Origin of the sequence: Microcoleus sp. Pol11C2 (assembly GCF_036701505.1) — a bacterium.
Classification (GTDB): domain Bacteria; phylum Cyanobacteriota; class Cyanobacteriia; order Cyanobacteriales; family Microcoleaceae; genus Microcoleus.
The window spans coordinates 62,159-80,267 of sequence record NZ_JAUBQX010000013.1 but is presented as its reverse complement, the minus strand read 5'-3'; the positions used below and the strand labels follow the sequence as shown (position 1 = coordinate 80,267).

Genomic DNA, 18,109 nt, shown 5'->3' with positions numbered 1-18,109 from the left:
CAAGGGGTAATTAATAACTGTTAAAGTTCTGCGATAATGCTTGCCAAAATTCGCTATCTGCGAGCGATATGACAATAAAACTGAGGCACAAAAATTCCAGCTTTCCGGGTTTGTCTGCTCTTGCTGATGGCTGTAACGATTTTATTTCGTATAAACACCAGGTTTCTGGGTAACTCCCAGACAATTTTTCACCCCCCCAAACTGGAGGACGTGAGAAATGGAATCGAAGGCCTAGGCGTTGACTGCCAAAAACAGATAGCGCACATTTTGATAACAAGATTTTAATCTCTAGTACCCTGTTGCTGTCTCTATCTTCGGGTAGTGAAACATGATTTTTGTTCTGGCTTTGGCTTCGTCACCAGCCAAACCAGTGGGGGATTTTCTTGATCGACAAATGCACCATCGCTTAACATTAAATAAATCATCGCCGCAATTGATGAGTGCGATTGCTGCTAAATTTGACCTAGCCTTCCAGGCGCTTCCCTAACCTTGGGGAACCCTAGCGGGAAGATAGCTTTGCTAGCCCGTACCTTGAGTAGCTTAATTAAGGCGAGTAATTTGTCAATAACTTTTAGAATTATTTAATATTTGCGCTTTTAGAATTATTGGGAGAGGCAATTCGGGAACGCTCTGTAATTAAAATGACTATCTAAAGTTTGAATTTTGTCAACTTCCGACAGATGTTATAATGAATGAAATTATTGAATTTGCTAAAAAGTCGATCGTCGTAGCAACTCCCCAACCATCCTGCTGGAATTCAAAATAGTCACCCACGGCAGGAACTTTTTACCCAACACATTATTCAAAAAGATTGAGCCTCCAAGCGCTGTGTCATTTTTATCTACACGAAATCAATCACCGACGACCATGAACACCTCACTAAACACCTCTAAATTTGGCATAAACCGGATGCTGCGACAATCGCTGTTGCTTGGCATCTTTTCAGCAGCAGCTTTAGCTAGCGGATGGGCGCCCGGTTTGTATGGACAATCCCCAAACCTCGTTTTCGGATCTGCTGCCCAAGCTCAAGAAATTAGCAGCGAAGAAATTACTAGCTACGCTCGCGCTGTGTTGGCAATAGAACCCAGACGGGTGGAAGCTTATAACGAAATTAAAGGAATCGCTGGGGGCTCGGTTCCCAGAGTAGTGTGCAACGAAACTCAGGAAATTAATAGGTTGTCTGGAGGTGTTCGCGGCATCGCGGTGAATTACTGCCAACAAGCTAAAAAAGTTATCGAAACCAATGGTTTGACAGTTAGTCGCTTCAACCAGCTTACTTTGCTCCAGCAAGCGGATCCGGCAGTCAAACAGCGAATTCAAGCCGAGCTCCTGCGACTGCAACAAGCGGGCAATCAATAAACTTGATGGTTTGAGTCTTTCTTCCTCTCCCGTTCTATTAGACTTCTCCATAAAAGCTTGTTCAGGGCAAGCAGGATGCCTAACCGCTACCTCCCCCCAACAATATATTGGAGATTTAAATTGTTCGAGTTCCTAGACGGTAGGCAAAATTTTTTGAAAAAAAAGCGATCGTCTGTGTTCAAGTGCTTGACAAAATAACATAAATTTGGTAATTAGACCAGAACGGGAGCGGTCAGAGAGATGAATATTTTTCAACTGGCTGTAAATCGCAATGAGATATAGCGATCGCCAACACGATTAAGACATTTTTAATTTCTGAAACATGAGCTGAAGATGGGAACTTCTGTCTTCCTTATTCCTTCGGCTATAAAAAAGATATTCCTCAAAAACTCAATGTCAAGTGAATTGCTCTGAGGAATAGAATATAAAAATGCTAACTTTCACCAAACATTTACCTGCCAATCCCGATGCTGTTGTCAGCTTTACTGTACCAATGACAGCGGACGATCGCACTCGCAGTCGCCACCGATTCGAGACAGAAACGGGGGAAAGACTGCACCTGAGTTTGCCCAGAGGTACGGTACTGCGCGATCGAGATTTATTGCAGTCGGAAGACGGTAGCTGTTTGGTACTGGTAAGTGCAAAACCAGAACTGGTGCTGACAGCCCGGGCATCAAGTCCGCTGCTACTGATGCGGGCGGCTTATCATTTAGGAAACCGCCACGTAGCTTTAGAAATTGCCGATAATTATTTAAGACTTTCTCCCGACTCTGTGTTGCAGGGAATGCTCGAAAAAATGGGTTTGGAAGTAACAGAGGAAATTGTGCCGTTTCAGCCGGAAATGGGCGCTTACGGGCACAGCCATTAGATTTTAGATTTTAGATTTTAGATTTACTCCCACCGATGAGTCCGAGGGCTTATGAATAAATTGCTTTCGGCCATTCAAGAAGCAAGAAGTAAACAGTCAACAGTCAACAGTGAACAATCAACTTTTATCTTTGTTGCAGCTAGCTTTTGCACCTGTGGGAGCTTATAGTTATTCTGAGGGAATCGAAAGTCTGGTAGAAACCGGTGCGATCGACAGCGAGATTACTTTGAGAAATTGGTTAGAAAATTCGCTGCAATTCGGGGCTGTTCGAGTAGAAGCCGCTGTGGTGGTACGGGCTTTGAGGGCGGCAAAGATAGGGGATTTGACTGCTTTGAATTACTGGAATGCTTGGGCGACTGCTACTAAGGAAACAGAAGAGTTGCGCTTGCAAAGTTGGCAAATGGGGCGGACTTTGGTCAGGTTGCTGCTAGATTTGCGTGAAGCGAAGCTATCCCGCAGGGAATCGCCCGTTTCTTCTGGGTTAACAACAAGTGTAAAAGATTTGGTGGAATTTGGTGGCAATCCGTGCAATTTTGCGATCGGCTTTGGCATTGCCGCCGCCAACTGGCAGATAGAAGAGGAAGCGGCCGTGTTAGGATATTTATACAGTTGGGCTGCAAATTTGGCGAGTGCAGGTGTTAAACTGATTCCCCTAGGTCAAACAGCGGGTCAACAGTTACTGTTAGATTTGCAGTATCAAATTAGCTGTACGGCGCAAGAAGTTTTAAAATTAGAAGATGATGACCTTGGCAGTTGCAGTTGGGGATTAGGACTGGCTAGCATGGCGCACGAAACTCAGTACACTCGGTTGTTTCGCAGTTGAAAATCAGAAAATATAAAATCTGAAATCTGAAATATAAAATATAAAATCGCTATGGGTGCTTTTCGTGTAGGAATTGCTGGGCCAGTTGGTTCCGGGAAAACAGCTTTACTGGATGCTTTGTGCAAAGCGCTGCGACAGCAATACCAGATTGCGGTTGTTACTAATGATATCTATACTCAGGAAGATGCCCAGTTTTTGGTTCGGAGTCAAGCTTTGGAGAGCGATCGAATTTTGGGCGTAGAAACGGGAGGCTGTCCCCACACAGCCATCCGTGAAGATGCTTCCATTAACTTAGTAGCTATAGAAGAGTTAGAACACAAATTCACTGATTTAGATTTAGTGTTTGTAGAAAGTGGCGGCGACAATTTGGCTGCAACGTTTAGCCCGGAGTTAGTAGATTTAACAATTTACGTGATCGATGTCGCTGCAGGCGATAAAATTCCACGCAAAGGCGGGCCAGGAATTACTAAATCTGATATGTTGGTAATTAATAAAATAGACCTCGCCCCTTATGTAGGAGCAGATTTGAGCGTGATGGAACGGGACGCTAAAAAAATGCGCGGCGACAAACCTTTTGTTTTTACTAATCTGAAGACCAAAGAAGGATTAGAATCAGTAGTTAAATTCATCCACTCCCATATCGTCGTGTAAAACATCAGCCTTCATCTGCGTTAATCTGCCTTCATCTGCCTTCATCTGCGGTTAAAAATCCTAAAAAATATCACCTCACCACCAATTCTTTGACCAAATTAGCCAAACGTTCTGTACTGTCTCTCACTGCTAATTCAGAAGCTGCTTGAGACATTTTTGCCAAATATTCGGAATCTCTTAACAAATACAACACTTTGCTTTGCAACACATCTGCTGTCAGTTCGCTTTGACGGAATACCACGGCGGCACCGGCTTTAGCAAATACTTCCGCATTAAATCTTTGGTGGTCGTCAGCGGCGTGAGGAAAAGGAATTAAAATAGAAGGTACTCCCGTCACTGCTAATTCTGTCAGAGCACTCGCGCCCGATCGACTAATTGCTAAATTTGCTCGCTGCAACAAACTCGCTACATTGTCGTAAAATGGCATTGACAAATATTGCTCGTGTTTCAAACTCTCAGCATCCGGGTCATTATTTCCGGTGAGGTGAACCACCCAAGCACCCGCCTCAAACCAAGCCGGAGCGCACTCGCGCACTAACTTATTGACTGCGACCGCACCTTGAGAGCCGCCCATGACTAAAATAACAGGTACGCTGTCAGGAATTGACAAATTTAGAGGTTGGCGAGTCAGGAATTGCGATCGCACGGGTGTACCAGCAACCACGGTTTTTGCGCGGGGTAAATGCTGGGCTGCTGCTTCAAATCCGATCGCCACAGCAGTGCACAAAGGACTAAACCAGCGCGTCACCTTCCCGGGAATTGCATTAGATTCGTGGAGGATTACCGGCAAACCCAAAGAACGGGCCGCTAGAATTGCCGGTGCTGCGATGTAACCGCCAGTAGTAAACACTCCCTGAAAATTTCCCGCTTTGAGCAACTTCCGCACCTGAAGGACCGAGCCGGCGAGTCCGCCCAAAATTCGCAGTGTACCGAGTCCAAATCGCTGCTGAAAGCCTTCCACGGCAATCGTGTGGAGGGGGTAAAGGGATGAAACTAACTCGGTTTCCATGCGGTCTGGGACTCCTAGCCATTCGATCTGACAGTCGTTCAACTGACTAGCGGTGGCGATCGCAGGAAATAAATGTCCACCAGTGCCGCTAGCTGCAACCAACAACCGGAGGGGGGCTTTTGTCAAGGTTTTTGTTTCTTTTTTTACAAGTACAAGTTCCACAGGTCGATCAATTTTATATTTGAGGTTTTAGATTATTATGCTTATTATTCCGGCAGTTTCAGCCAATTTTCAATCAGCAATCTAAAATTAGATTGTGCCGTGTCCCTCCTTCCGTTGTCAGTTTTCGTTGCAGGCGAACAGTTGCCCGCGCCACGACTCCTGACAAATAACCAAATTATCATCTAATGCGTAATTTTTTGAATTTAGTGCCGAGTGTATCTCAGTATTTTTCCAGCCGTCGGGGCGAAAAAGCCGATCGGGCGAGCGTTTTTGGCTTTAACGGCGGGCAGTCGATCGCTCAAATGTTGTTATGTTTAACAGTGGTAAGTGCTGGCGTGCTGCATCCGAGTGCGGCAAGAGCGATCGGTGCGATCGCGGCGACTCCCCAAACGATCGCCCAAACCCCTGCAAATGCGCCTGCCCCACTCACAAAAGTGCTAACAGAAATAGACGCAGCGGCCAACCGGCGTGATGTCAAAGCAGTTATGGCATTTTACAGCCCGAATTTCACTCATTCTGACGGCTTAAACAGCCAAAGCATGGAAAAAGCCCTCACCCAACTCTGGGATCGATATCCGAGTTTAAATTACCGCACCGAGATCAAATCTTGGAAAACCGAAGGTAGCGCGATTCTCGCAGAAACCATAACTACAATAGCCGGCACTCAAAAAAAGGATGGCAGAGAATTAACTCTCAAAGCTACCATCCGTTCCCAGCAGCGCTTTGAAGGTGAAAAAATAGTTAGTCAAGAGATTTTAGCAGAACAAACTCAGCTTAGTTCGGGGCAAAATCCTCCCACAATTCAAGTGAATTTTCCGGATCAAGTTAAGGTGGGCGAAGAGTATCATTTTGATGCCATTGTTAGAGAACCCATCGGCGATGATATTTTAATAGGGACTGTTTTGGAGGAACCCATTAGCGAAAAAACCTTTTTTAATCCCTCAGAAGTCGAGCTGGAGTTGCTAAATTCCGGGGGAATTTTTAAAGTAGGTAAAGCTCCGGCTACGCCCGAAAATCGGTGGGTTTCAGCAGTTTTGATGCGACAAGGTGGAATTGCAACAGTTAGTGTGCGATTGCGGGTTGTCAAGTAATAACATACGTGTTATGGGTTATTTGGGTAATTTCTGTAGTGGCGGTTTAAGTAAAATCTCTAATACCAATGAGAGAACTAGCTAAACCTGCCTCTACAATAATTATGGTTAATTGACCAGACTTAATCTTATACCAACTCAAAATTTTTTCTCTTTTCCCTCTTCCTTATTATTAAAAATGATTTCTATCCAAAACCAAATTGTTTTCATTACAGGTGCGAGTAGCGGTATCGGAGCAGCCTGTGCCAAGATATTCGCCAAAGGTGGAGCCAAACTAATTTTAGCAGCCCGCCGCCTTGAAAAACTCGATCGATTGGCAAACGAACTTGTAGAAACAAAATTGATTGCGTCGGCGAAGGAGATTTATTTGCTAGAATTGGACGTGCGCGATCGCCCGCAAGTCGAATCGGCGATAGCTGCGCTTCCCGATGCGTGGAAAAGCATTGATATTCTAATTAACAATGCTGGATTGAGCCGCGGTTTAGACAAACTCCACGAAGGCAACTTTCAAGATTGGGAAGAAATGATTGATACCAATGTTAAAGGCTTGCTTTACATGACTCGCGCGATAGTGCCGGGAATGGTAAGCCGAGGCCAGGGCCACGTAGTGAATATCGGCTCCATAGCAGGCCGCCAAGCTTATCCGAAAGGTAATGTTTATTGCGCTTCCAAAGCAGCAGTGAGAGCTATTTCTGAAGGGTTGAAACAAGACCTTTTGGGAACACCAGTACGCGTGACGGAAATAGAGCCGGGTTTGGTGGAAACAGAATTTAGCAATGTCCGGTTTCACGGCGATGCAGAAAAAGCCAAAAATGTCTATCAAGGATTGACACCGCTGACTGCTGACGATGTAGCAGATGTCGTGTATTTTTGCGCGACGCGATCGCCCCACGTCAATATTAGCGAAGTCTTGCTAGTTCCGACAGACCAAGCTAGTGCAACTCTGGTTCACCGAAAAGAGTTGTGAGTTTTTAGTGGTAAGTGTCCGGATGGCGCTGGAATTCTCAGGAAGCTTAATTGGTAGATGCACCCTGATTAATTAACTCCCGACCAATTTTGGCCGGGTTTTTTTTGGCGATCGCACGCTGAGCAAAAAATTCTCCCAAATTCTGCCAAAGTCTCCTGAAAGAGGTTCTGTGATTCGGGAGACTAAATTAGTAGATGCACCCTGATTAATTAACTCCCGACCAATTTTGGCCGGTTTTTTTTTTGCGATCGCACGCTGAGCAAAAAATTCTCCCAAATTCTCTCAAAGTGTCCTGAAAGAGGTGTTTTGAGGCGGGAGATTAAATTAGTAGATGCACCCTGATTAATTAACTCCCAACCAATTTTGGTTTGGGTTTTTTTTTTGAGCGATCGCACGCCCTCGCCACACATTATCCTAAATTCTGCCAAAGTGTCCTGAAAGAGGTGCTGTGAGACGGGAGACTAAATTAGTAGATGCACCCTGATTAATTAACTCCCGACCAATTTTGGTTTGGGGTTTTTTTTTGCGGTATCGACGGTGATGCTGAATAAAGTTTGAGGTTGTCCGGATTGCGCTGGAATTCTCAGGAAGCTTAATTGGTAGATGCACCCTGATTAATTAACTCCCCGCCAATTTTGGTTTGGGGTTTTTTTTTGCGGTATCGACGCTAATGCTGAATAAAGTTTGAGGTTGTCCGGATGGCGCTGGAATTCTCAGGAAGCTTAATTGGTAGATGCACCCTGATTAATTAACTCCCGACCAATTTTGGCCGGGTTTTTTTTGCCTATCGCACCCTAAACCACGAATTTTCGTAAATTTTCGCAAACTGTCCGGAACAGGTATACCTTGAACCGGAGACTAAATTAGTAGATGCACCCTGATTAATTAACTCCCGACCAATTTTGGCCGGGTTTTTTTTTGCCGATCGCAAGCTGAGCCACAAATTTCCGCAAAGTCTACCAAAGTGTCCTGAAAGAGGTGCTGTGATACGGGAGACTAAATTAGTAGATGCACCCTGATTAATTAACTCCCGACCAATTGTGGCCGGTTTTTTTTTTTGCCGATCGCAAGCTGAGCCACAAATTTCCGCAAAGTCTACCAATGTGTCCTGAAAGAGGTGGTGTAAAGCCGGAGACTAAATTAGTAGATGCACCCTGATTAATTAACTCCCGACCAATTTTGGTTTGGGGTTTTTTTTTGCCGATCGCACGCCCTCGCCGCCAATGTTCGCAAATTCTGCCAAAGTGTCCTGAAAGAGGTGTTTTGAGGCGGGAGATTAAATTAGTAGATGCACCCTGATTAATAAACCCCAGCCAATTTTGGCCGGGGTTTTTTTTAGCTCAAAAGCTGCATTAACCAATTAGGCTAATTCGCCTCAAAAGACTGCACCTCAAGAACCGGGCCGATCATAGCAAAAGTCATCACATCCTTACGCACTTCACCTTTAACACTGACTTTCAAACCAGCTTTTTTCAAATCAGAAGGAGCATCCTTAAGTTCGTAAGTTTCCCCATCTTCGCCGACCAAAGCCCAAGTACCGGGACCCAATCCTTTGCGTTCAATTACACCTTTGACAGTAATACTCATGCCGATCGCACCTCTGTTTTAATTGCTAAACGCGCCAGTCCCAAACACAGTAAAGCATTGACAATCAAGAATGTTTGTGATACCAAACCTGTACCCAATCCCCAGACTGCGGGCGATAGGAAAGCATTCACCGCTAAACTGCTGGCAAAACCGATCGAAATTGCGATCGCGATCCACTTCCACTGTTGATGTCCCAACAGCAAAGCAATCAAAATCCCAGGAATCAAAACGCTAGCAAAAAAGGGATTCAGCATACTGCTGCCATTAATTGCACCGCCGAGTTCGGGAATAGAACTGCCCATCACCCGCAGCGGCCACTGCGGCAAGTCAAATACAAACAAGTTCCGCAGGAAAAAGAACCCAGAACTACCAGCAATCAAACCGCCGGAAAAGCCCCAACTCCAGGCGAAGGGGAAATAATTCCGCATCAAGAAAGCCAGCAGGTAAGAACCGAGCACCATTGCAATTTTAGGCAACAGGGCGACTGCACCGCCGTCAATCCAAAAGCGGGGGTTGAGATAGCCGTTATCGCGCAGCCAGCGGAAGAAATCGCGGAAGTTGATTTGTCCGCGCTGGGCTAGCTGAACTGCTGCGGCTGCGTCTAGGTGTCCCGAACCAAAATGGTTTAACGGATCTTCAGTGACAGTTCGCGAGGACTGCAAGAGTACGCTGCGAATTTCGTTTGGTTCTGTGATACCGGAGGCCTTGACAAGGGCTGCAACGGCTGCAACGTGGGGAGAAGCCATGCTAGTGCCTTGGTAGCCTTCAAAGACTTCGGCGCCGGTTTCCGGGTCGATCGTACTTTGCAGGATCTTGCCCATTTCTGAACCGCCGGGGGCTGCAATATCAACCCCTGCGCCGAAATTGGAATAAGTGGCTTTTTCGTCGTCGGGGCCGAGGGCGGAAACGCCGATGACATGGGGATAGCGGGCGGGATAGGAAGCGGAACTGTCGCCGGAGTTGCCGGCGGCTGCGATGATGACAACGCCTTTAGAGTGGGCGTAGTCGATCGCCTCTTCCATTAACTGACTTTCGCCACCGCCACCTAAACTCATGTTGATGACATCTGCGCCGTTGTCAGCAGCAAATTTGATCGCTTCGGCAATGTCGGAAACCGTGCCGCCACCGCTGCCGCTTAACACTTTTAGTGGCATTAAAGCTGCTTCGTAGGCAATGCCCGCAACGCCGTAATTGTTGTTAGTTGATTGGGCGACTGTACCTGCGACGTGAGTACCGTGGCCGTTGTCATCGTAGGCTTCGGCGCGATCGTTTACAAAGTCGTAGCCCGGTACAAATTTGGTTTCTTTTAAGTCAGCGACTGGAGTAATACCCGTGTCAATTATCGCTACTGTTGTGCCGCTGCCTTTGGTTTCGTTCCAGGCAGATTCTACGTTGATACTGCGGAGATTCCACTGCTTGGTATACATGGGGTCGTTGGGAATCTCGAAAGCGCTGTAGACGTAGTTCGGTTCAATGTATTCGGTATCTTTAGCCAAATTTGATTTTCTCAGGGCGTTTAGCAAAGTGCGATCGCCCTTAACTACATATACATTGTCGCCCGCTGAGAATTCGCTGTTGAGTTGGGGTGCGACTTGGTACTGTTGGGCGATCGCATTTACTTCTTTCGCAATCTCAGCAGCACCCAAATCTTCGCGGAAATCCAGCACAATCGAGTCGTAAGTGCCTTGAGTAGCAAGTCCTGGGAAATTAGAAATCGCCCAGCCGAGCCCGATTAAAAATAAGCACAGAAGGAAAAACTTTTTCATAGCCGATCGTCCGTTTAGGGAAGGCGTGTTCACCACAATAACCCAATTTTCACCACCAGCGCCAGTTTTCCTTGCTGCGACTTGTGGATATCTCGCACGCGGGCGTTTGGTATTTTTCGGCTGTGGCTGTTGCTAGAAGCAAAATTGCTCTAATTTCTAGTTGAAATTGCAGAGCAAGTTTTAGGAGTTCAATTAATTGTATCATTAGAGAAGATGAGAAACAGAACAAGCGAGTATTTTTAACAAGGGTATTGCATGGAAAGAGGTTTAATGTGGCTGCCACTGCTGGCAATTTTTATTGGGCTGGCTTGGGCTGGATGGAACGAGTATCAAAAGCTGGAAGCGTATCGCGTCTGGGCAGAACAATTCGCTAAAGCCAAGTACGATATTTATGCTGTACTCGGTCAGCAAGAAGACAGTTTAACTTGGGGAAAACCTACTCGCAGCGGGCCAGTGAATTTGCAAACTTTTTCTTTAAAAGACGTGGAGTCGCTGCGGTTGTTAGTCAACTCTCAGGCAGTGGATTTAGAGTCGCCCCCGAGTTCTGGAAGTCCAATCGCCCTCGAATTTTTGTTGAAAGATGCTGCTGCGGTGCAGGTTCCTTTTACAGAAATTCCTCTAGCGACTAAATGGGGAAAACACTTGCAGCAAGAATTGCAGCGCTTTAGGTAAAAACAGTCTCCGGCGGGGGAGCGTATCACATATAAAATCGGCTACTTGAAGTTACAAAAGTCTGTAAAACTGGTAGTAGAAATAGAACTTACGCAACAAATCCTTTGAACTGCCATCTATAGGGGTAAAGTACCCACGGATCACCCGGAGAACATGAGTTATTGCAGTAAGTAGTAGGAGTAGTGTCCCCGTGCCTAGCCCGCTCGTGTTCCGTGCGTACCTTACAGTTAAAGTTATTGACCAGCGTGTCCTAAAACAGCTAAATTGCCAGCCCCCCAATCAGCGGAATGCAAACACAAGAATTTTTACAGCGCTATCAACAGGGAGAGCGCAACTTTGGTCACATTGACCTTAGCGGCGCTAGTTTAAGCGGTGTTAACCTGCGAGAAATAGACCTCACTGGTGCTAACTTGACCGGTGCTAATTTGAGCTGGTCTTTTTTGAGCAATGCCAAGTTGATAGGGGCTTGTTTGCGGCGCGCGGATCTCCGCAGTGCAGGGCTGGCTGGGGCTAATCTGAGCGGGGCAAATTTGAGCGGGGCAAATCTTGCTAAAGCGGATTTGCGCCTTGCTTGTTTGGAAGCAGCAGAACTCAATTGGGCCGCGTTCCCGGAAGCGGATTTGGGCGGTGCTAATCTTCAGGGAGTTAAATCTGACCAGATTAATTTTGCCGGGGCTAAACTCGACGGCGCGAAGTTGATGGTGGCGGAATTGATGGAGGCGAATCTCAACCGCGCCAGTCTTGTTGGTGCTAATTTAACGGGTGCTAATTTGCGGGAAGCGCATTTAGTGGAAGCGAATTTGCGATCGGCAATTTTAATCGGTGTAAATTTGATTGAATCTGACTTGAATGGCGCTCAAATGCGATCGGCAAATCTGACGGGCGCTGACTTGCACCGAGCTGTGCTGGCGGGGGCGGATTTGACTGAGGCGGTGCTGGATAACGCTGATTTGAGTCGAGCTAATCTGGCGGGTTCTTATTTATTGAAAGCGAGTTTCAAGAAGGCCCTTTTGCTGCGAGCTAACCTGCAAGGAGTGTATTTGCTGCGGGCGGATTTGAGCGAAGCTAATTTACGCAGTGCAGATTTGCGGAAAGCAGATTTGAGCGGCGCTTATTTGATGGACGCGATGTTGGGTGAGGCGGATTTAAAAGAAGCTTGTTTGATTGAGTGCCGTTTGATTCGGACGAATTTGGAGGGGGCCCAGCTTACGGGTTGCTGCATTCAAAATTGGCAAGTTCAAGATGTCGATCTGTCGAGAGTTGACTGCAGCTATGTTTTTACTAAGTTTGATTATACTGCGAAAGTGGCGGCCAATCGCTTTCCGGTCGATCGCGATTTTGAGTCGGGGGAATTGGGGCGGCAGCATCAAGAGGACAGTTCTATTGTCAAGGTGTCTTTTGAGAAAGCTCCTAATTGGGAGGCTGTGGTTTTTACGCTGCGTCGGGTGGAGTTGGAAAGCCGCGAACTCAAATTGAATGTTCAATTTTTTGAGTCTGCGGGAGAACAAAATTTACTGAGGCTGAGCGCGAATCGTTTGGTGAACGGCAAGATTTTGGGCGATCGCATTTTGGAGCTTTATCCAGATATGTTGGAAAAGGTTTTAGCCAAGGGCGCTGAAATTTTGAGTTTGCTCGACTTGGCTGTTCCTAGTAACAATGCAGAGCCGGCGGAGCCGAGTCACAAAGAAATACTGCTCAGAAGACAGGAAATCTACCAGCGAATGGTGCGCCAAATTTCGTTTATTTTGATGTCTCAGACGCCGGATAAATTCTCCGAAAGCGTGCAGCGGCTGTTGGATTATTTGAAGCAGCAAGGTATCCCGACAGAGCAGATTCAAAAGAAAGTCATCAGTCAGGCGATCGTGCAGCGGGCAAAGCAAGACCCGGCTTTTCGCGAGCAGTTGCTCGCGTGGGAGAAAACGGCGTCCGATCGGGTTCGCGGTTCGATGATGGGGGAAGCGGTGCGGTATGCAATTACCCTTTTGAGCGATTATTAACAGTTAATCGTTAACACTTGAAGCCGGAAAGCGGCTAATACCCGCACTTGCTCTTGTGCGTCGGAAATTGCAAGCATCGTGCATTACTGCCAAGCAATACCAAGTTTTTCGGGAACAGTTGCTCAGGTGGGATAAAACGGCTTCGGATTGCGATCGTTGTTCGGTAATGGGGGAAGCGGTGCCGTTTGGGATGCCCTTTTGTGGGAATGAATACCCACACAATCTTACCCCCATTCAAAATCTTACAACCGTATATCGATTTAACGGTGCGGTTAATTAGAATATAGTTCAGGCTCCTCCTTCAAAAGCTTACACAACTCATCCAAATCTTTCTTACTGTGTTCAATGAGTTTTTCACCTCGGTTCTCTAGGTACTCAATATTACTGGGACTTGCGTTGTCGATTTGATCGTGACCATTATCGCTACTCAATTGAAGTTGAAAACGATAGTAGTTGCGGTTATTTTCTTGATCTCTTTTAGTCACCATTAGCTGAGCGAGTTCATACGCAACCGATTCACTTTGGCCATCTAGAACAACGTTAAGTAAGGGAATAGCCCATTTTATTTGACCCCAAGTTTTTGCTTCTTTATACTTATATTTCTTAGTGAGTGATCCTGTACCCAAAGAAACAACAAGGGTCTCAGTACGTTGTAGTTCTTCACCAGTCTTTTTCTTGTAAGAAATCATCGCCTCCATCATTGCAAGTGAGGAAGGATTATTTGCAAAAATTCCGCCGTCTACCAAAGCGTAATATCCCTCCTCGGTATGATGTCCCGTTTCGAGTTGGTAGGGTGGAAAGAATGTCGGTGCAGCAGAAGTTGCCATTGCTGCTTCCCACATTTTGAATCCCGTACATACTTTCCGGCTATCAAAACTCTTGATTTCCTCTGCGTCGCGATTGCTTGTAAAAAAAATTGGTGCTCTGAGTTCGATATCATAGCTCGGGATGAAAATTTCTCGTAATGCCTCTTCAACCTTAGCTTCACCTAAAAGATCCTTTAAAACTTGTTGCCTACCTTTTGGGTTGTGCTTGGGTTGTAACAAATCATCAAAATCCAGTGGAACATACTCATTAAAAATCTTTTTTCCATATTTGCGATAGAAATTTACAAGTTCGGCAGCGGTATACTCTGGCTCACTATTGATGCTAGAGTCTGAGTTCTTTCTAGTTAAACCCAGTGCTAAAATTCCTCCTGTTGAAGTGCCTGCAATAAAATCAAACATTGTTGCTATGCGTTTTCCTGTGCGCTCTTCAATGTAGTTGAGAACGATCGCAGGAATAATACCCCGGATACCACCACCATCAATTGAGAGAATTCTTCTCTTGAATTTAGTAGCCATCACATTTACTCCTTTAGATATTGCTTAAGTTGTCAAGATCAAACAAACTCATACAGCATCAAAATACCAATAACCAACGTCATCATATGGTTTCCGGTTGCATCGGGATCAGAAAATCGAGTCAACAGTTAACACTCAACCCTTCAGTTTTTGGCTCTATACTAAACAGTAAACAGTCAACAATCATGAGGAGTGCAACCGGAATTGATATGAATCCAACCCGTTATTAGTGCGGTAAATTGCTGAGGGCGTGCCAAGTTCTATAGCCTACAATTCCATCTTGCGGTAAAGCCTTGCTCAGTTGTAATTGTCGCACGGCTACATCTGTCATCGGCCCGAAGAATCCGTCAATGAATCCGAAATAGTATCCATTGATTTTCAAGACATTTTGAACAATTTTAACAGCATTACCAGAACTCCCCTTCATGACAACCGGCATATTCACAGGTGCACCAGAGTATAGTGCTTCCCAAGTGATAGGGCCGACAATCCCATCTTCTTTTAAAAAGACGCGGTGTTGATAGCCTTTGACCGCGTTTTGAACTTGGACCCCGAAGATACCGTCAATCGGGCCAAAATAATAACCCCAATGATATAGAAGCTGTTGTAGTTCTTTGACAGCTTGACCTGTTGAACCCATTTGTAAAGTGGGTTTGTTTACTCCCGTGGTTTCAGCAAATGTAAGACTTGATTGAGCAGTAGTATCGGCGACGAGAGCCATAGTTTCATTGTTCAAGCTTCTTTCTTCGGTGTACATAATGTGCTTCCTCTCAACATTTAAGTTTTGATGTTTGATATTTCAGGTATAACTGGTGGAATTTGTGGATGCACAGTCACTTTTTCGAGTGTCACTCATGTGAGTGTCACTCGTTTGAGTTAGTCCCAGTGTTAACTGTTAATATCTCTTCCGGCTGCGGCGGAATGATATACTGAAAGAATGTTAAGAGTGCAAGGAGGACAAGTTATGTCTAAACGCCTAAAGTTGGAGCCTCCTCAAACTCCAGAAAGAAGAGCAGGCATGATGAATTTTCCAAGGTGTCTAAAGGATTATTTCCACTTACCAGTCTTGGCTACGTAGCCGGCGACCCGCTAATGCCCGCACTTGCTCTTCTGCGTCGGAAACTGCAAGCGATCGCAACAGCGGCACAACTCCCGGATTTTCGGGATAATGTTCGATAATCGCTTCGAGCGCTGTAAATCTGGGATTGTAAGGAAAAGAACCGTTTTGATTGTCAGGATCGCTCAAAGTTCGATCGCGCAAAAACTCAAACATTCCCGGCTCATCTTTCCATCCCCGCATTAACTCTACCAGGGCGATCGCCCGCACCTGCGAATCTTCATCCTTTTGAGATCTACTTTTGAGCCACTCGAAAGTTTGAGACTGATTTGTCCGCGCCCGGGCTAACTTTTGCAAAGCAATTTGCCTGACAGCGGGACTCTCATCGCCCTCTGCTTTAGCCTCCAGCAGCATCCAAGTTTCAGGATTGTCCGGCCAGTTGTAAGCGAGTTCAAGCACCGCCGCTTGCCGCACCAGCGCTTCCCCAGAATCGAGCTGAATTTTCAGCCAAGACAAGGTTTCCGGGTCGTCTGACCACCCCCGCACGATCGAGCGCACAAGCACGCTCAGCAAGTGAGAATCATGCTCCAACTCGACCCTGCTTTTGAGGAAAGGCAGCGTCTCCCCCCGGTGAGACCAGCGTTTTGCGATCTCTTCCACCGCAGTTTCTCGCACGTTGAGGTGTCTGTCAGACGCGGCGAGATTTTGCAACCAGCCAAAGACTTCGAGACTTCCTGACGCCAGTGCGGCGACAGCCTCCACTACTACTTGTCGCACAGTCCAGTAATCCTCGGAATCAGCTATTTTTTGCAGCAGGGGCAGGGTTTCTGGATGGTCGGGCCAACCTGCGGCTATCTGTTGTAGGGCTATTTCGCGCAGGTCGGCGTCGCGATCGCCCAATGCTATATTTTTCAAAAAAGTCAGAGTTTCGGGGTTCCCGGGCCAGCCAGAGGCAATTGCTTGCACTGCGGAGCGCCGGACACTCGAACTCGCGTCGGACTCGGCTTTAGTCTTCAGCAGTGGGTAAATGTCGGGTTCGTCGGGCCAGTGCGAGGCCAATTCTTCTAAGGCTGCTGTTCGCACTTCTTTGCTGCTGTCGAATTCGGCTAGGCTTTTCAGCAGCAGGCCAACGTCGGCTGCGACGGGCCAACCCGCTGCCAACTCCCGCACCGCTAAGGTTCGCAGGATAGAACTTCCTGTCTGGGCAAGGTTTTTGAGCAGGGATGCCGTGCCTAAAAGGCTGTGCCAACCTCTGGCTATTTCTTGCCACGCACAGACTCGCACTCCCAAATTTTCGTCGGATTCGGCAGCGGTTCTCAGCAGCAGCAAGGTATCTGTGCGATCGGGCCAATTAGAGGCCAATTGTTCGAGTGCTGCGGTCCGAACTGCGGGACTTTGATCAAACTGAGCCAAGGCAGTCAGCAGCGGCAAGGTATCGCTCGTGTCTGGCCAACCACAAGCCATTTCTCGCACACAGGTAGATCGCACTGCCCAGCTTCCATCGGATTTGGCGAGGTTTTTGAGCATCAGGTAAATTTCTGGCTGCTCTGGCCAACCACGGGCTATTGCTTCGACTGCTGTAGCCCGGACTTCGCCACAGTCGGTGGAGTGAGCGAGTATTTTCAGCCAGGGCAGGGTTTGCGGGTCGTTTTTCCAAGTTTGGGCGATCGCCGTGATCGATCGATTGCGAATTTGATAAGTTTCCTGCAATTCTTGAGCGCTTTGATAAAGAATCAGGAAACCCGTACCGTATTGCGATAACTTTTTTAAAGCATTTAACAGTTTTTTGGCGGTTTTTTTATTAACATCATTTTTAACTTTTAACAGGCATTGCGCTGCTAAAAACAAATTAATAAATTTTTCTTGTTGACCGTTTTGATCTGTGAGATATTCTATAATTTGGCTCGCTGTTTCTTTGTCGAGCTTAACTGCAATTTCTCTGAGGACTTCGTGCAAAGATTCATCCCGCCAGTGCTGGCCGAAAACTTGTATGTTGAGTTCGCCCCAAGTCAGTTGACCGATTTTGAGTTGGGCATGGATTAACTCTGCTACAGTCTGGGGATTATTTTCGGAAACAAGTTTTTTTAACAACATACCGATACCCTGCCCCTGAAGTTTGTTTGCATTGACAATCCTCGCATGAGCTCGGATATTAGTTGAGATTTTTTGAGCGATGCTGGAGTATGAAACCAATTGACTCTATTTTATACGAAAAATACTGAGTCGGGAGGGCCCCAATGCAAAATCCGCCAGCACCTACAGGAATGTTAGTTGGTGGCGGATGGCGATCGAACAATTAAGCCGCTGAATCTAACTAACAGCTACTTGGACGCGCTCGGCTACAACTCGAACCCCAAAAGTAGGAATCTTTACCGTTTCATCGTCCAGACATTGCCCGGTAGTCAGACTAAAGTTTTGCTTGTAAATGGGAGAAGCAACTTTGAGAGTGCCGTTGCGATCGCCCACAAGTCCCCGCGACAAAACAAAAGCTTTGCTAAACGGGTCGTAATTGCTAAGCGCATAAACTTCATCCGCGTTTCCCACTCGGAAAATCGCGACTTGTTCGCCTTTAACTAAAGCGCAAACTCCAGTATAAGGGGCGATCGCATCGAGAGAACACACATCTACCCAAGTTGTTACTGTATCGGAAACTTGTAATGATTGAACCATCTTCTTTTCCTGTTAATTTACTTTAATCTCGTTCCCAGTCTCCGGCTGGGAACGTAGGTTTTGAGGCTATGCCTCACGGTTCGAGGA

17 protein-coding genes are annotated in these 18,109 nt (G+C 46.5%); 8 read left to right on the top strand and 9 right to left on the bottom strand.

Annotated features, from left to right (window positions below; all coding sequences use genetic code 11):
• The first annotated feature begins 867 nt into the window (after nt 1-867).
• From QUA42_RS10595 to ureG, 4 genes are all read left to right on the top strand, one after another.
• Nucleotides 868-1,359 carry a DUF4168 domain-containing protein gene (locus QUA42_RS10595; RefSeq protein WP_333137255.1) on the top strand — a complete coding sequence of 164 codons (492 nt, stop codon included), beginning with the start codon at nt 868-870 and terminating at the stop codon, nt 1,357-1,359.
• A gap of 430 nt (nt 1,360-1,789) precedes the next feature.
• A complete protein-coding gene (ureE, locus tag QUA42_RS10590; RefSeq protein WP_333137254.1) occupies nt 1,790-2,227 on the top strand; it encodes an urease accessory protein UreE in 438 nt (145 codons plus the stop codon).
• Between the two features lie 109 nt (nt 2,228-2,336).
• Nucleotides 2,337-3,050 carry an urease accessory protein UreF gene (locus QUA42_RS10585; RefSeq protein WP_333137253.1) on the top strand — a complete coding sequence of 238 codons (714 nt, stop codon included), beginning with the start codon at nt 2,337-2,339 and terminating at the stop codon, nt 3,048-3,050.
• Nucleotides 3,051-3,101: 51 nt separating this feature from the next.
• A complete protein-coding gene (gene ureG / locus QUA42_RS10580; RefSeq protein ID WP_333137252.1) occupies nt 3,102-3,701 on the top strand; it encodes an urease accessory protein UreG in 600 nt (199 codons plus the stop codon).
• Between the two features lie 70 nt (nt 3,702-3,771).
• Here ureG and murG read toward each other — a convergent pair whose 3' ends face one another.
• A complete protein-coding gene (gene murG, locus QUA42_RS10575) occupies nt 3,772-4,836 on the bottom strand; it encodes an undecaprenyldiphospho-muramoylpentapeptide beta-N-acetylglucosaminyltransferase (protein ID WP_333137251.1) in 1,065 nt (354 codons plus the stop codon).
• A gap of 221 nt (nt 4,837-5,057) precedes the next feature.
• On the opposite strand from murG, the gene QUA42_RS10570 reads away from it, so the two are divergent.
• Together QUA42_RS10570 and QUA42_RS10565 are read left to right on the top strand one after the other, a co-directional pair.
• Nucleotides 5,058-5,963 (top strand): nuclear transport factor 2 family protein, encoded by a 906-nt coding sequence (locus tag QUA42_RS10570; RefSeq protein WP_333137250.1) that lies wholly within the window; start codon nt 5,058-5,060, stop codon nt 5,961-5,963.
• A gap of 178 nt (nt 5,964-6,141) precedes the next feature.
• Nucleotides 6,142-6,930 (top strand): SDR family oxidoreductase, encoded by a 789-nt coding sequence (locus tag QUA42_RS10565; RefSeq protein ID WP_333137249.1) that lies wholly within the window; start codon nt 6,142-6,144, stop codon nt 6,928-6,930.
• A gap of 209 nt (nt 6,931-7,139) precedes the next feature.
• Here the strand turns inward: QUA42_RS10565 and QUA42_RS10560 are convergent, their stop codons facing one another.
• From QUA42_RS10560 to QUA42_RS10545, 4 genes are all read right to left on the bottom strand, one after another.
• A complete protein-coding gene (locus QUA42_RS10560; RefSeq protein WP_333137248.1) occupies nt 7,140-7,358 on the bottom strand; it encodes a hypothetical protein in 219 nt (72 codons plus the stop codon).
• A 937-nt stretch (nt 7,359-8,295) separates the two neighbouring features.
• Nucleotides 8,296-8,517, bottom strand: a complete 222-nt coding sequence (locus QUA42_RS10555; protein WP_006634386.1) for a hypothetical protein — start codon at nt 8,515-8,517, stop codon at nt 8,296-8,298.
• Nucleotides 8,514-10,283, bottom strand: a complete 1,770-nt coding sequence (locus QUA42_RS10550; RefSeq protein ID WP_333137247.1) for a S8 family peptidase — start codon at nt 10,281-10,283, stop codon at nt 8,514-8,516. The genes QUA42_RS10555 and QUA42_RS10550 overlap by 4 nt, the downstream gene beginning before the upstream one ends.
• Nucleotides 10,284-10,332: 49 nt before the next feature.
• Nucleotides 10,333-10,488, bottom strand: coding sequence for a hypothetical protein (locus QUA42_RS10545; RefSeq protein WP_333137246.1), 156 nt, complete (start codon nt 10,486-10,488; stop codon nt 10,333-10,335).
• A gap of 50 nt (nt 10,489-10,538) precedes the next feature.
• Here QUA42_RS10545 and QUA42_RS10540 point away from each other — a divergent pair, with 50 nt between their 5' ends.
• Entirely contained in the window at nt 10,539-10,955 is a 417-nt protein-coding gene (locus QUA42_RS10540) for a hypothetical protein (protein ID WP_333137245.1), read from the top strand.
• Between the two features lie 287 nt (nt 10,956-11,242).
• Entirely contained in the window at nt 11,243-12,952 is a 1,710-nt protein-coding gene (locus QUA42_RS10535) for a pentapeptide repeat-containing protein (protein WP_333137244.1), read from the top strand.
• A gap of 272 nt (nt 12,953-13,224) precedes the next feature.
• Here QUA42_RS10535 and QUA42_RS10530 read toward each other — a convergent pair whose 3' ends face one another.
• From QUA42_RS10530 to nirD, 4 genes are all read right to left on the bottom strand, one after another.
• Nucleotides 13,225-14,295 carry a patatin-like phospholipase family protein gene (locus QUA42_RS10530; protein ID WP_333137243.1) on the bottom strand — a complete coding sequence of 357 codons (1,071 nt, stop codon included), beginning with the start codon at nt 14,293-14,295 and terminating at the stop codon, nt 13,225-13,227.
• A 226-nt stretch (nt 14,296-14,521) separates the two neighbouring features.
• Entirely contained in the window at nt 14,522-15,052 is a 531-nt protein-coding gene (locus QUA42_RS10525) for a peptidoglycan-binding protein (protein WP_333137242.1), read from the bottom strand.
• A gap of 300 nt (nt 15,053-15,352) precedes the next feature.
• Complete coding sequence (locus QUA42_RS10520; protein ID WP_333137241.1) at nt 15,353-17,446, bottom strand: HEAT repeat domain-containing protein; 2,094 nt, start codon at nt 17,444-17,446, stop codon at nt 15,353-15,355.
• 216 nt (nt 17,447-17,662) lie between these two features.
• The gene (gene nirD / locus QUA42_RS10515; protein ID WP_333137240.1) at nt 17,663-18,022 is read right to left on the bottom strand and encodes a nitrite reductase small subunit NirD; all 360 of its coding nucleotides are present in this window, start codon (nt 18,020-18,022) and stop codon (nt 17,663-17,665) included.
• Nucleotides 18,023-18,109: the final 87 nt, after the last annotated feature.